11 protein-coding genes are annotated in these 13,783 nt (G+C 70.1%); 4 read left to right on the top strand and 7 right to left on the bottom strand.

Going from position 1 to position 13,783, the window contains the following annotated elements:
• Nucleotides 1-64: 64 nt before the first annotated feature.
• On the bottom strand, nt 65-706 hold the full coding sequence (locus TU34_RS19100; protein WP_045824473.1) for an MBL fold metallo-hydrolase: 642 nt from the start codon (nt 704-706) through the stop codon (nt 65-67).
• 166 nt (nt 707-872) lie between these two features.
• On the opposite strand from TU34_RS19100, the gene TU34_RS22480 reads away from it, so the two are divergent.
• Both TU34_RS22480 and TU34_RS19110 read left to right on the top strand, forming a co-directional pair.
• Nucleotides 873-1,289, top strand: a complete 417-nt coding sequence (locus tag TU34_RS22480; RefSeq protein ID WP_052689053.1) for a DUF732 domain-containing protein — start codon at nt 873-875, stop codon at nt 1,287-1,289.
• Nucleotides 1,290-1,428: 139 nt separating this feature from the next.
• Nucleotides 1,429-2,178: a MerR family transcriptional regulator gene (locus tag TU34_RS19110; protein ID WP_045824474.1), complete on the top strand. Its 750-nt coding sequence runs from the start codon at nt 1,429-1,431 to the stop codon at nt 2,176-2,178.
• Between the two features lie 3 nt (nt 2,179-2,181).
• Here the strand turns inward: TU34_RS19110 and TU34_RS19115 are convergent, their stop codons facing one another.
• The 3 genes from TU34_RS19115 to TU34_RS19125 form a co-directional block, all read right to left on the bottom strand.
• Nucleotides 2,182-4,407, bottom strand: a complete 2,226-nt coding sequence (locus tag TU34_RS19115; RefSeq protein ID WP_045824475.1) for a glycoside hydrolase family 3 C-terminal domain-containing protein — start codon at nt 4,405-4,407, stop codon at nt 2,182-2,184.
• Nucleotides 4,408-4,483: 76 nt separating this feature from the next.
• Nucleotides 4,484-5,932, bottom strand: coding sequence for an LLM class flavin-dependent oxidoreductase (locus tag TU34_RS19120; RefSeq protein WP_045824476.1), 1,449 nt, complete (start codon nt 5,930-5,932; stop codon nt 4,484-4,486).
• A gap of 36 nt (nt 5,933-5,968) precedes the next feature.
• A complete protein-coding gene (locus TU34_RS19125; RefSeq protein WP_082080440.1) occupies nt 5,969-7,180 on the bottom strand; it encodes an amidohydrolase family protein in 1,212 nt (403 codons plus the stop codon).
• A gap of 87 nt (nt 7,181-7,267) precedes the next feature.
• Here TU34_RS19125 and TU34_RS19130 point away from each other — a divergent pair, with 87 nt between their 5' ends.
• Complete coding sequence (locus tag TU34_RS19130) at nt 7,268-8,437, top strand: FAD-binding oxidoreductase (protein WP_045824477.1); 1,170 nt, start codon at nt 7,268-7,270, stop codon at nt 8,435-8,437.
• Nucleotides 8,438-8,446: 9 nt separating this feature from the next.
• Here TU34_RS19130 and TU34_RS19135 read toward each other — a convergent pair whose 3' ends face one another.
• Entirely contained in the window at nt 8,447-9,541 is a 1,095-nt protein-coding gene (locus TU34_RS19135) for a DUF7159 family protein (protein WP_045824478.1), read from the bottom strand.
• A 127-nt stretch (nt 9,542-9,668) separates the two neighbouring features.
• On the opposite strand from TU34_RS19135, the gene TU34_RS19140 reads away from it, so the two are divergent.
• Nucleotides 9,669-10,313, top strand: coding sequence for a hypothetical protein (locus tag TU34_RS19140; RefSeq protein WP_045824479.1), 645 nt, complete (start codon nt 9,669-9,671; stop codon nt 10,311-10,313).
• 21 nt (nt 10,314-10,334) lie between these two features.
• Here the strand turns inward: TU34_RS19140 and TU34_RS19145 are convergent, their stop codons facing one another.
• Nucleotides 10,335-11,804 (bottom strand): dynamin family protein, encoded by a 1,470-nt coding sequence (locus TU34_RS19145; protein WP_045824480.1) that lies wholly within the window; start codon nt 11,802-11,804, stop codon nt 10,335-10,337.
• On the bottom strand, nt 11,801-13,777 hold the full coding sequence (locus TU34_RS19150; protein ID WP_065973643.1) for a dynamin family protein: 1,977 nt from the start codon (nt 13,775-13,777) through the stop codon (nt 11,801-11,803). The genes TU34_RS19145 and TU34_RS19150 overlap by 4 nt, the downstream gene beginning before the upstream one ends.
• Between the last annotated feature and the right edge of the window lie 6 nt (nt 13,778-13,783).

The following is a 13,783-nucleotide window of genomic DNA, read 5'->3' on the forward strand; positions in this document are numbered from 1 at the left end:
CCGATCACATCAGCACCACGTCGCGGGCCACGTCGGCGACCTCGTCGGGATCGATCCCCAGAACTCAGATCTCGATGACCGTGCCCGGTGTCGGCTGCTCCAGCGACACCTCGGTGAGACCGTCGGTGCCGAGGAAGTTGTCGGCCAGGCTCTTGCCGACGTCGGACAGCAGCATCTCGTGGATCGCGATGGACCGGCGCGGCGCCACTGCGCGGATGAAGTCGGCCGCTTCACCGATCTTCATCCATGGCCCGCTGATCGGGACCAACAGCACCTCGACGTCGGCCTCGGGGACCTCGTAGGAGTCGCCCGGATGGAAGATGCGCCCGCCGAAGAGATAGCCGACGTTGTCGATGACGGGGATGTCGGGGTGGATCACGGCATGGCGCTCGCCGTGCACGGTGACGTCGACGTCGCCGACGGAGAAGGAATCGCCCGCGGTGACCGTGGTGATGCGGTCGGCGTGGCCCTCGATCAGACCGGCGATCGACGGCGGACCGTAGAGCGGCAGGTCGGGTCGCGCGGTGAGGGCAGCGCCGATCTTCTCGACGTCGAGATGGTCGAAGTGCTCGTGGGTGATCAGCACGGCGTCGGCGGCGGCGAGCAGGTCGGCCGATTCCGAGCCGAACGCACCGGGGTCGACGAGGATCGTCGTCGATCCCGACTCGACGACCACACAGGCGTGGGTGTGCTTGGTCAGCTTCATGGCGGGCTCCTGACTCGGGCAGCGGTTCTGAGATGGGGCTGATCACGAAACTACACACGGCTTCGACGGGTCACGGGTTTGTCGCATTCATCGATGCCGCCACACCGCTGGGCGATACTGATGGCCGCCGTCGAGATCCGCCGGCGACGACAGATGTGGGGCACACATGAAGAAGCTGATCTTCGCCGCGATCGCCGCGAGCGCGCTGGTTCTGGCCGGATGTTCCGACTCCGACACCGGCAGTGCCGCCGACTCGGCGACGAGCGCCGCCAACAATGCCGCCGACGACATCGGCAGCGCCGCCTCGAAGGCCGCCGACTCGGCAGGCAACGCCGCATCGAACACCCGTGACGCCGGATTCGTCGCCGCACTGGGCGTCGCGAACCTGAAGTTCGGCAGCGACGACGACATGGTCAGCGAGGCCAAGGACGTCTGCGAGGACCTCAAAGGCGGCAAGAGCGCCTCCGAGGCCGCCGACAGCGTGAAGGACAAGTACAACGACGACGCCGGCAAGGCGCTCAACTTCGTCCGCACCGCGGTGCCGCTCTACTGCGCCACCGAGACCGGCAAACTGATCGGCTGATCGACCCCTCCCCATCGCCTCTGATCGTCGACGAGAATCGGCGCTTGACCCTCACGTTGCGTGCGGCTCTAGCGTCGGTCTCGTCGGCCGCACCCGGTGGCCGACTCAGGAGAAGGTGACGGGGGAGAAGGTGTTCGGAATGGGTGAGTCCGAGAAGCTCTATCGCGTCGGACAACTCGCGGAGCTGACCGGTCTCACGGTGCGTACCCTGCACCACTACGACGAGATCGGGTTGTTGAGTCCGTCGCGGCGCAGCGGTGCGGGATATCGCCTCTACGGCGGCGAGGACGTCACGCGGCTCTACGAGATCCTGGCGCTGCGGCAGCTCGGATTGTCGTTGGACCAGATCAGTGACGCGATCCACGGTGAGACATCGCTCGAGGCGATGCTCGTCGCGCACGCCGATCACGTCGACGCCCAGCTCGCGGCGATGCAGAAGCTGCAGATCCACATGGCGACCGTCCTCGCGACGGTGCGTCGCTCGCACCGACCCACCGACACCGACCTCCTCGACCTCATCAGGAAGGTGATGACAGTGGATGCACGAGTGGAGAACTACTTCGACGCCGATCAGCTCGCAGCGCTGGCGGTCCGTCGAGAAGAATTGGGCGAGGACCAGATCCGCGCGGTCGAGAACCGGTGGCCGTCGCTGATCGCGGAAGTCGATGCGGCGATCGCGGCCGGGACGGACCCGGCGTCCGACCAAGCCGGCGCGCTTGCGACCGAGTGGATGGGACTGCTGGAGCAGTTCCACGGCGGCGACCCCGGACTGCGGGACGGTATGTACCGCATGCAGGAGGAGAACACCGAGGAGATCCAGAGGAACTTCGGTGGCCCGACCCCGGAGCAGATCGATTTCATCCGTCGCGCCAACGATTCTCGTAGCTGACGGTCAGCCGCGGCCGGGTCGGTCTGTCGCGAGGAGGTCGTCGAGGGCGTCGGACGCCATGCCGAACCGCTTCAGGCGGTCCAACGGCATCGAGCCCATGATCGTCACGAGGTCGGTTCCCATGGCGGAACCACCCTCCGACGGACCGGCGGGCAGCATCCCTGCGATGGCCTTCCCGATGACGGGGTCGGCCAGGGCCTCGGCGAGGGTGGACTGCCAGGTGATCGGGACCGCGTCGTCGTCGCCGACGATGTGCACGGTGTCGGTGACGCGAAGGTCGCGACTCGATGCACCCACGGCGACAACGTAGTCGCCGTCCTCGACGGTCCAGTCGTCGCGGCGCACGTCCCAGTAGGCGAGGTCGGAGCGGTCGATCCGTATCGAGACGCGCTCGGAGACGCCGGGTTCGAGGAGAGACGTGGTCGCGAAGCCCTTCAGCTCCCGAGGTGGTCGGGTCACCCGCGAATCGGTTGTCGTGACGTAGACCTGCACCACCTCGCGTCCCGCCCGGTCACCGGTGTTGGTGACGGTGATCTCGACGTCGACGCCGGTCTCGTCGGCGGTGACCGACAGGTCGGTGTGGTCGAAGTCGGTGTAGGACAACCCGTGTCCGAACGGGAAGGTGACGTCGGACCCGCGGGCGTCGTACCCGCGATAGCCGACGTGGATTCCCTCGCCGTACCGGACATGGGAGTTCTCGCCGGGGAAATCGAGGTATGACGGGCAGTCCTGGAGGCGGACCGGCACCGTCTCGGTGAGGCGTCCGGACGGGTTGACGGCGCCGAACAGCACGTCGGCGATCGCGCCGCCACCGGCCTGGCCGAGCAGGGCGCCGTCGAGGATGGCCGGGACGACCTCGGCGATCGGCGCCAGGCGCAGCACGCCACCGTGGGCGAGCACCACGACGGTCCGCGGCTGCACCTGCATCACGGCAGACACGAGTTCCTGCTGATCGGAGGGGATCTCGATGTGTTCGCGGTCGAAGCCCTCCGACTCCTGGTCGTCACCCAGACCCAGGAACAGCACCGCCACCTCGGCATCGGCCGCGGCACGAACCGCCTCATCGCGCAGGGCCGTGGCGTCACCGGACCCGTCGGTGGTGAAGCCGTGCGCGAAGGCCACTGCGTCGGTTCCGGCCTGTGCGCGGATCTCGTCCACCGGGATGTCGACGCGGGTCGGGTTCACATGCGAGCTGCCGCCACCCTGGTAGCGGGGTGACTGCGCGAACGCGCCGAGGACGGCGATCGAGGTGCCCGGAGTCAGTGGCAGCAGATCGGCGTCGTTCTTGAGCAGCACGACGCTGCGGGCGGCGGCCTCACGGGCGAGGCGATGATGGGCGTCGAGGTCGGCAGCGGCGGGGTTCTCCCGTCCGCGCTGGACTCGGTGCGCCAGTCCGGCCACAGCCGCAGCCGCACGGTCGACCGCGTCCTGGGTCAACTCGCCGGCGCGGACGGCGTCGACGACCTCGGAGTCCACCGCGGTACCCGCTCCCGGCATCTCCAGGTCGAGACCGGCACGGACCGCGGCGACACGATCGCGCACCGCACCCCAGTCGCTGACCACCACGCCGTCGAAACCCCATGTCTCACGCAGGAGTTCGGTCAGGAGCCACCGGTTCTCGGCGGCGTGGACGCCGTTGATGCGGTTGTAGGAACACATGACCGTCCACGGGTGCGCGGTCCGGACGATGTGGGAGAACGCGCGGAGATAGACCTCGTGCATCGGGCGCGGGTCGATGTCGGAGCTCGAGCGCATCCGATCTGTCTCGGCGTTGTTCAGGGCGAAGTGCTTGAGCGACGTCCCGACCCCGACGCTCTGGACGCCCGTCACCCACGCGGCCCCGAGGACACCGGAGACCACGGGGTCCTCGGACAGGTACTCGAAGTTCCGACCGCAGCGCGGATCGCGCTTGATGTTGACCCCGGGCCCGAGCAGCACGTCGACGCGCAGCGCCCGCGCCTCACGGCCCAAGGCCTCCCCCACCCGGTGGACCAGGTCGGGATCCCAACTCTGGCCGAGGCCGACCGCCGGCGGGAAACACGTCGCGGGCTCACTGCCCGCGAGGCCGAGATGGTCGGTGGCGCCGGTCTGCCTCCGGACGCCGTGCGGTCCGTCGGTGAGGACCAGCGACGGCACCGCGCCGATCGCCTTGGTCGTCCAGAAGTCGGCGCCGCTCCCGAGGGCGGCCCTGTCCTCGAGTGACAGCTCAGACAGTGCGGGTTCGGTCATCAGGGCACCTCCACCTGCAACCCTACGGACGGACCCGTGTCGGGACCTGGTGCGTGGGGTGGTGAACCCGGCGTCGTCAGACGCCCAGTCCCGAACGCACCGAGTCGTCGATGGTGGAGTTGACGCCGCCCACGCGGTAGGACGCGCCGCGGTGGCGATCGGGCAACCGGTCGCCCTCGCCGAACAATTTGTGCCGCAACGTTCCCGGGGTGTACTCGCGCTCGTACGCGCCGCGACGCTCGAGCGCCGGGATGACGTGGTCGACGACATCACGGAAGGTGCCCGGGGTGACGGCGTAGGCGAGATTGAAACCGTCGACATCGGTCTCGTCGACCCAGCTCTGCAGCTGGTCGGCAATGCTCTCACCCGACCCCACGAGCACAGGACCCATCCCACCGATGCCACCCCAGGCCGCGATGTCACCGACGGTCCACTCCTTGCCGGTGTCGGAGGCCTGCTGGAACGATGCGACCGCGGACTGGATCGCGTTCGACTCGACGTTGCCGATCGGCTCGTCGAGGTCGTAGCTCGACAGGTCGATCCCCATCCATCCCGACATGAACACCAGCGACCCCTCGGCGCTGTTGTAGCTGCGGTACTCGGCGGCCTTGGCCTGGGCGGCCTCCTCGGTGGCGTCGGTGATGATGGTCAGCAGCGTGTAGATCCGTGCGTCGTAGGGCTTGCGACCGGCATCGACCAGCGCGGCCCGCACCCGGGAGACCGTCTCGCGCAGCAGTGGTTTGGTGGGAGCCGCGACGAAGATGGCCTCGGCGTTGCCCGCGGCGAAGGCGAGTCCCCGCGGTGAGGCGCCGGCCTGGTAGATCACCGGCGAGCCCTGCGGCGAGGGCTCGGAGACGTGGATTCCCGGCACCGAGAAGTGTTCTCCGCGATGGCCGATGTGGTGGACCTTCGCCGGATCGGCGAACACCCCGGCCTCGCGGTCGCGACGCACGGCGTCGCGTTCCCACGAGCCCTCCCACAGCTTGTAGAGCACCTCGAGGTACTCGTCGGCGTGGTCGTAGCGGGCGTCGTGGGCGAGTTGGTCGGTCTCACCCATGTTGCGTGCGGCCGACGGCAGGTACCCCGTGACCACGTTCCAGCCGATCCGCCCCTTGGTCAGGTGGTCGAGTGTCGACATGCGGCGCGCGAACGGGACGGGATGCTCGAACCCGGTGCCGGTGGTGATGCCGAACCCGAGGTGTTCGGTCGCGTACGCCATCGCCGACACCAGGAGCAACGGGTCGTTGACCGGCGTCTGCGCGCCCTGGCGGATGGCGGCCTCGTCGGTGCCGGCGTAGACGTCGTAGGTGCCCAACACGTCGGCGATGAACAGCCCGTCGAATCCGCCGGTCTCGAGCAGCTCTGCCAGCTCCACCCAGTAGTCGAGGGTGTTGTAGTCCCAGGATCGGTCCTGCGGATGACGCCACAACCCCGGGGACTGATGGGCGACACAGTTCATGTCGAAGGCGTTGAAACGGATGGGACGCGACACGGATGACTCCTCGATAGACAGACCTGGATCCATCGTGGAGGCAAGAGGAGGCCTACGCCACAGTTGCGCTCAGCGTGGGTCGGAGGACTGCTCGTCGAGGCGATATACCCGAACCGCGTTGTCGCGGAACACCTTGCGCAGCAGCTCCGGCCCACGCGGGGCCAGCACATCGAGGAGCGTACCGACGATGGTGGCGACGGTCGCATTCGGTTTGTCGATGGGGAAGTTCGATCCGAACATCAGTCGGTCGGGACCGAACAGATCGGTGGTGTGGGCGATGAGCGGCCCCATCATGTCGGTCAGCGTCGCCTGACTGCCGATGTTGCCCGACGACTGGTGGCCGTACCCGAGGAACGAGAAGGCGACCCCGGAGTGTTTCGCGACGACGTTGCGGCAGGCGGCGACCTCGGCCATCCCGTCGCGCCACCGGGCGAGGATGTCGGCGCGGGCGGCGGCGGTGTGACCGGTGCGGGCGCCCATCGGGCCGAACACGCCGACCGGGGTGGCGTAGTGGTCGAGGACGATCGTCGCCTCCGGGTACTCGCGCGCCAGCACGGCGACGTCGTGCAGTTGATGCGAGTAGACCCATGCCTCGAAGGACAGACCGCGCTCGGCGACCCGCGCGAAGCCGTGCAGGAAATCGCGCGACGCCAGCAGGTGGGGGGTGTCGGTCCAGTCGCGGACCTTCGGGTCGGGGTGGTGCGACGCCATCGTGCGGATCCCGCGGAACGGCGCCCGCTGCGCCGAGCGTTCGTGCATCGAGAGCAGCGCCCCGAGGTGGGAGTCGCGGGGTTGTGCGTGACCGACGATGGCCGCGAGAGCCGGGGCGCCGGCGACGCCGAAGGGCAGCGCGTCGATCCAGCGGGTCTCCCCGGCGGGCGCCATCGGATCCGACCCCTGCCACGACGCCTCGATGTGGACCGCCGAGGAGATCGGTGCGCCGGCGGTGGCCTCGACGTCGGCGACGTCGCGCAGATAGTGCTCGGGGAGATACGGCCGCAGCAGGAAGCGCGGGGTGAGCGCCATCTCGCGATCGGCCTGGTTCGCGAGACGGAAGAGTCGGTCGCCGACGGCGGGCGCGAAGCGGTAGACCCGCGCCACGCGGTTCGACTCCCGCGGGGTGGTGACCGGGTCCCACTGGTGCATGTGTGCGTCGACGATGCCCGACACCACACCGGCGAGTGCGCCGCGTCCCGAAGTCGCCGAACCGCTATCGTCCACCGACGCAAAGGGTTCCGAGACGCCGGTCGCGTGCTCGGTGTCGTCGTCGGATGGCTCCATGATGTGACTGTACTAACGTGGTGACGGCCCACGCGCGGTGGGCGCGGCGAGATCTGCGGTGAGAGACGACGAAGGGCGAGTTCGGCGATGGGTGGTCACACGCGCCGGGGACTGGCGCTGGTGCGTGAGCGGATCGAGGCCGAGCCCGACCGTTTCGTCGCCGACTTCTACACCCGCCTGTTCACCATCCGCCCGGCCCTGCGCGACCTCTTCGGAGCCACCATGGCCCACCAGCGCGCAGCCCTGTTCGGCGTGCTCGATCACGTGCTGGAGGTCTTCCCCGACACGGCCTCGCACGAGGATCTCGTCGCGCTCCTGGCACAGCTGGGTCGCGACCACCGCAAGTACGGGGTCGCGCCGGCCGACTACGACGTGTTCTGCAACGCCATGCTCGCCGAGATCTCGGCGACGATGGGCGACGAGTACGACCACGAACTCGCCACCATCACCACGCAGGCCCTGATGCTCACCACCGGCGTGATGCGTGGGGCGGCGCAGACCGCGCCGGGCCCGGCGACCTGGACCGCGCGGGTGGTCGAGAAGTTCCGCATGTCGCGCGACCTCGCGGTGGTCCGACTCGTCGCCGACCATCCGCCACCGCACGTGGCCGGCCAATACCTCGAGGTGTCGATCCCGCAGTGGCCGCGGGTGTGGCGTCATCTGTCGCCGTCGGTGCCCCCGAACCCGCACGGCGAACTCGAGTTCCACGTGCGGGCGATCCCCGGTGGGACGGTCAGCTCGGCGATCGTGGGCGAGACCGCCGTGGGCGACGTGTGGCGGCTCGCCCAGAGCCACGGGACGCTGACGATCGACCCCACACGCGAGTCTGTCCTCGTGGCCGGCGGCACCGGCATCGCGCCGATCCGGGCGTTGCTGCTGCAGATGGCCCGGCGCGCCGACACCCGACCGACGCGCCTCTACTACGGCACGCGCTACCCCGGTGAGCTCTACGAGGCGCCGAACCTCGCCCGCCTGGCCGGCACCAACCCGTGGCTGTCGGTGACGGTGGTGTCGGAGGAGGACACCAACCCGTGGTGGCTGACCCGCACCATCGACGCCGACGCGCTGCACATCCGCCATCGGATCGGCCGCCTCGACGACGTCGTCGGATCAGAGGTCGGGGCCGCGCTCGACGCGGGAGCCGCCCCCGACACCCAGGTGGTCATCGCCGGTTCGGCACCGATGATCGAGAACACCCGTCGCACCCTGATCATCGCCGGGGTACCCGGACGCATGATCGATCACGACCCGGTCTGAGCTGGACCCCTACGGCGCGAGCGATTCGCCGACCGGCGGTTTGGGCGATGTGGTCGTCGTGGAGGTCGTCGTCGTGGTGGTGGTCGTGGTGCTGGGCGGGGTCGTGGTGCGGGTGATGGTCCGCGGGGGCTGGGTGACGGTGACCGTGTCGCGCGGGGGCGGTGCCTGCTCGGCGGTCTCGGGGACCTGTTCGACGGGTGCCTCGGTGGTCGTCGTCGTGGTCGAGGGACGTCGCGAGGTGCTGCTCGGCGTCGACGACGTCGTCGTCGGCGCGCTGACCGTCTCGCTGACGACGGCCGGTGTGGGCGCGTCGTCGCCACCGGAGAGCAGCACGACGGCCACCACGATCGCGGCGAGGACCGCGGCGGCGGCCGCCGCGGCGCCGAGGATGAGCCATCGGTTGCGCGCACCGGCGCCCGTGCCGCGGTTCCGTCCGTGCAGGGCGGCGCCGTGGGCCGCCGAGAAGGTCGGCTCGTCGGCGATCTGGACGGGCAGCTGCGTCTCGTACTCCAGCGCCGGACCGACACCGGCGAGCGATGCCCCCGGACCCACCACGAGCACACCGCGCCGACCGGCGTCGGTGGTCGGCAGCAGATCGAACGCCGCGGCGACGGTGGCCGCGCCGGTCGGTTCGGTGACCGGTTCGCGCTCGCCACCGGCCGGCAGTTGCACGGCCCCGACCACGCTGGCCGATTCGGTGTCGACCGCCGCGATGGACAGTTCGTTGAAGGGGATCGCGTTCTCGGCGAGGTCGATGACGACGACCACGCCGCGCTGATCGGATTGCGCCGCAGCAACATTGGCGAAGGCGAACGGGGTGTCGGTGATGGTGGTGCGGGCGTACCAGTCCGGGGCGCCCGCGGTGCCGCCGGTGATGGTGTTGTGCAGTGCGACCTGCATGCTGCGAAGCGCGCACGCGACGGTGATCGACTCGACCTCGAAGGGTGCGGTCTCGACGAGCTGCGAGATCGCGTCGAACACCGACTCGGGTGAGTCGTCGGCGAGATCGACCACGTTGCGGGCCAGCACGTTGCCGGTGGAGACCTCCATGACCACCGAGGCGATCTGGAGATCGGTGACCGAGACTCCCAACACCTGAGCCATGACCGGGGTACCTCGTTCTCATCGGTGATCTGCCGTCGGTCCTGCGCCGACGCCGCTGTCCTGGCCGACCCTATCGTGGTGCCGTGTCGCGACCGCGGCACATCTGTGACGTCGTTACGCTCGGGTGATGTCCGACGTCCGCGATGAGTCCGACCACCCGGGGTCGCCCGACGACCGTCGGCCCGCGATCCGCCCGTCGACCGCAGCGGGATCCCGCGGTGACACGTCGCGTGGGGCCGAGGCGCCTCGTCCGCAGCGGCCGCAGGTCGCCGTCACACCGATGCGCGCCCCCGTCGACGACCGCCGACCGCGCGTGATCGACCTCGGCATCGTGGTGTGGGTGTTCACGCTCGTGGCGCTGGCGGCCACGGCCGCGCTCGTCGCCCTCGACCAGGGCGCCGCACGGTCCGAGCTGCGCCGATCGCTGGCCTCGGACAACCCCACGACGGCGCCGCGCGACATCGCCAACACCGTCGACATCGCGATGGTCGCCGCCGGCGGTGTCTGCGTGATCGTGCTGCTGCTGGTGATCTACGGATCGATCCGTCTGCGGGAACGCGTGATCGGCGGTCGCGGCACGCTCACGACGATGGGAGTCATCACCGTCGTCGGGTCGATCGCGTTCTGGACCGTGCTGTCGCCCGCGCGCGACGTGCTGAACCCGGCGGTGACGTTCCTGCCCTTCGTGGTGGCCGTCCTCGCGGCGGTCGCGACCGGACTCATGTTCACCGGCGACGTCACCCGCTGGTTGAAGGCCGCGCCGACACGCTGAGCGACCCTCGCGGTCGGGGTCTCAGCGCTCTGTCGTCAGGGCGGCGAGCACGCCTTCGGCGCTGCGTGCGGCGACCCCGCACGCCAACGCGGTGGGCCGGTCGAGCAGGGGATGCGTCGCCCGCGCCCGCCACATCCGGATCGCGTCGAGTGCCGCGGTGCGCACGGCCTCGGTGCCCGCGTCGGGATCGAGACCGAGCCGCACCATCGGATCGATGCCGACACCGCCGACGACGCGGGTCAGCTCCTCGAGGTGGTGTTCCGGCAGGTGGATGGCCCCGGCGCGTACCCGCCCGAGCAGACGCAGCTCGGTGAAGCCGTGGACGTCGGCGAGCATCCGGTGGACGTCGGCGGCGATGGCCGCGGACCCGGGGGCGTCGCTCTCGTCGAGGATGCGTCCGAGGGTGACCAGCGCGGTGTGGCTCTTGAGCTGGTCGGTGCGCTGACCGAACTGCACGTCGATGACCGCGCGGAGTTCGTCGAGCCCGCTGCGCTCGACGAGCTCGGCGGCCAGCGTGGGGCTGTCGGGACTGCCCAGTCGGATCAGGGTGACCGCCATGCGGACCCCGAACACCCCGAACCGGTCGAGGAGTGCCGCGCGGGTCTCCGCGACGACGGGCAGGTCGGTGGTCGGCGCGGAGAACCGGTCGGCCGACAGCATCGCCAGGGCGAGGTCGTCGGGTGCGACCGACGCGAGCGCGACCAGGGCGCGGTACTCGACCTCACGCAGGGTGCGGGCGCCGAGCGCCAGCAGTCCGGCGACCGGCACGACCGCCTGACACAGTCCGGTCCGTTCGAGTTCGGAGGCGAAGCGGGCCGCGACGTCGCGCGCCGACATCATCGCGTCCATGCGGCCCGCACCGATCTCGTCGGCCCGGGACACGACACCCACCACGCCCAGCGGACCCGATTCGCGGCCGATGGCCTGCCCGATGCGTCCCAGCATCGCGGTGTCGGTGTGGGTGAGCGAACGCAACAGGTAGACGACGGCGTCGGCGCCCGACTCCCCGTTGTCCGGGGTGAGCATGTCGACGGTCTGCGCCGAGATCTTCCGCGAGAGCGACGCGGTGCCCGGCGTGTCGATGATGGTGGTCGACTGCAGGGTGCGGGCGGGCCACGCGACGTCGAGGCGGTCGACGCGGTCGGCGGTGAGCGACCCGAAATCGAAGGTGAGCCGACCGGCGGGTCGCAGGACCGGGATGTCGATCCGGTGGTCACCGTCGTAGGTCGCGGTGACCGTCGGTGTGGTGCCGCGGCGGTACCAGGTGACCACGCGGGTGCACTCGGTCGCGTCGGTCGGTGCGATGTCCTGCCCGACGAGCGCGTTGAGCAGCGTCGACTTGCCCGCCTTCAGCGAGCCGGCCAGCGCCAGACGCAGCGGTTCGTCGAGGCGGTCGGCGCACTCGGTGAGCCTGCGATCGGCCCACGGGTCGTCGTGGTGGGCGGCGCGTGCGGCCTCGATGAGCGCCCGCGTCCGGTCGAGGGTGCTCACTGCTTCCGGTGCCGCGCGATCGATCGCGTCGGGGTGGGCTGGGGTTCGCCCTGGCCGGCCGGTGCACGCTGGTCGGCCGGCTCGGACCGCTCGGCCGCGATCGCACCGGGCGCGGGTTCGAGTTGGTTCGCGACGGTGCGCAGGGCACCGACGGCGTGCAGTTGCGCCTCGAGTTCGGCCATCCGCGTGGTGCGGTGCGCACTCTGCGCCGAGGCGGCCTCCTGCGCCGACCGCAGCGAATCGTTGACCGATCGCGCGGTCTGGTCGGCGACCGCGGTGAAGTGGTCGCGCAACGCGCGCTGGGTGTGGCGCAGTCGGTCGCGCGACTCCTTGCCGACCTGGAAGCTGACGTCGTCGGTGAACTTGCCGATGGCCTGGCGAGCCTTGGCCCGCCGCCCCTCGATGCGACCCTCCTTCTCGTCGCGATAGGCCTTGGTGCCCAGCAGGACTCCGGCTCCGACCGAGATGGGGTTGATGAGGGTGAGCCCGACGACGGTGGTCAGCAGACCGAACATGAGCACGCCGCCGTACGACCCGCGCATGCCGATGAGCATCTTCTGACCGATGCCGATACGGCCCGACTCGAGGTCGGAGAGTTCGGTGACGGTGTCGAAGACGCCGTCGAGATCGGAGATGTCGAGATCGGGCAGCACCACCTCGCCGGCGGCCGCGAAATGGTCGGCGACACGCTGCGCGAGCCACACCGTGCGCTGTTGCGCCCACACGAAGTTGTCGCCGACCGCGAGCCCGATCTGGTCGGCGAGCCAGTCGCTCAGCTGCGGCCAGTCCTTGCCGGGATCGCCTTCCTCGACGGCCTTCTCGGCCTCACGGGTCACCGCGCGCAACCGGTCGCGCAGGTCGTGGTCGATGTCGGAGGCGAGGTCGCCGATGCCGTCGGCGAGGGTCTGCTGCCACAGCGCCGAGGTGGTCTGCATCTGCGCGGCCGCGGCCTGCGCACGCTGTAGTCCGGCGACCGCGGCGGCCGCGGTCTCGGGATCGCGCAACGCGGCGAGCTCGCTGCCCAGGGTCAACGCCAGGTGCTCGGACACCGACCGCAGATCCGACGCGACCGAGGCCCGGGTCATGGTGTCGGCGTGGGCGACGACCCGCTCGCGCAGGTACGCGTAGAGATCCGCGAAACCCGATTCGGCGTTGAGGGCGTCGTCGTTGCGGCGCAACGCATGTGAACGCAGCACCGACGAGATCGACAGCAGTGGCACGTCGATGCCCTCGCGATCGAGGTGCGCACGGTCGGCGTCGACGACGGCTCGCCAGTGCGGGTAGAGGTCGGTCTTGCTGATCAGGCACGCCACCGTGGGGCACAGCGCGGTGACCTGCCGCAGGAAGGCGACCTCGGGTTCGGTGAACTCGGTGCCGGCGTCGGAGAGCACGAACACCGCGTCGGCGGTCGGGATGAGACCGAGCGTGGAGGCGGCATGGGGGTTGCCGTGGCCGCCGACCCCGGGGGTGTCGACGAGGACGAGTCCGTCGGCGAGCAACGCGCTCGGCGCGGCGATCTCGAGGCGCAGGACGGTACGACCGCCGGCGAGCGGGCTGCGCGGTGTGATCGCGTGGATGTCGGCCAGCGGGACGGGCACGCGGATCGGTTCGTCGGTCCCGCTGTCGAGGACCAGCTGCGCCGAGGGTTGCGCCGCGTACGACACCAGCGTCGGCACCGCGGTCGTCTCGTCGTCGCCGACCGAGCAGACGTCGACCCCGAGCAGTGAGTTCACGAACTGGCTCTTGCCCTGTTTGAGCGGTCCGACGACGACGATCCGCAGACGCGGGTCGGTGACACGGGTGCGGGCGCCGGCGAGGCGGTCGGCGAGGTCGTGGCGGTCGACACCGATCGCGATCTGCGCCATCTGCCCGAGGAGGTCGCCCAGCTGCTGCCCGGTGGACCCCGACGAGTTCTGTGGGGTCGGATCCTGCTGGGGGGATGAACCGTCGGATCCGGTCGGGATGACGTGCATGGGGAG

Origin of the sequence: Williamsia herbipolensis (genome assembly GCF_000964005.1) — a bacterium.
Lineage (GTDB): Bacteria > Actinomycetota > Actinomycetes > Mycobacteriales > Mycobacteriaceae > Williamsia_A > Williamsia_A herbipolensis.

Bases quoted from the DNA above. Each gene is read 5' to 3' on its own strand.
- TU34_RS19100 (WP_045824473.1), bottom strand. From the start codon at position 706: ATGAAGCTGACCAAGCACACCCACGCCTGTGTGGTCGTCGAGTCGGGA.
- TU34_RS22480 (WP_052689053.1), top strand. From the start codon at position 873: ATGAAGAAGCTGATCTTCGCCGCGATCGCCGCGAGCGCGCTGGTTCTG.
- TU34_RS19110 (WP_045824474.1), top strand. From the start codon at position 1,429: ATGGGTGAGTCCGAGAAGCTCTATCGCGTCGGACAACTCGCGGAGCTG.
- TU34_RS19115 (WP_045824475.1), bottom strand. From the start codon at position 4,407: ATGACCGAACCCGCACTGTCTGAGCTGTCACTCGAGGACAGGGCCGCC.
- TU34_RS19120 (WP_045824476.1), bottom strand. From the start codon at position 5,932: ATGGATCCAGGTCTGTCTATCGAGGAGTCATCCGTGTCGCGTCCCATC.
- TU34_RS19125 (WP_082080440.1), bottom strand. From the start codon at position 7,180: ATGGAGCCATCCGACGACGACACCGAGCACGCGACCGGCGTCTCGGAA.
- TU34_RS19130 (WP_045824477.1), top strand. From the start codon at position 7,268: ATGGGTGGTCACACGCGCCGGGGACTGGCGCTGGTGCGTGAGCGGATC.
- TU34_RS19135 (WP_045824478.1), bottom strand. From the start codon at position 9,541: ATGGCTCAGGTGTTGGGAGTCTCGGTCACCGATCTCCAGATCGCCTCG.
- TU34_RS19140 (WP_045824479.1), top strand. From the start codon at position 9,669: ATGTCCGACGTCCGCGATGAGTCCGACCACCCGGGGTCGCCCGACGAC.
- TU34_RS19150 (WP_065973643.1), bottom strand. From the start codon at position 13,777: ATGCACGTCATCCCGACCGGATCCGACGGTTCATCCCCCCAGCAGGAT.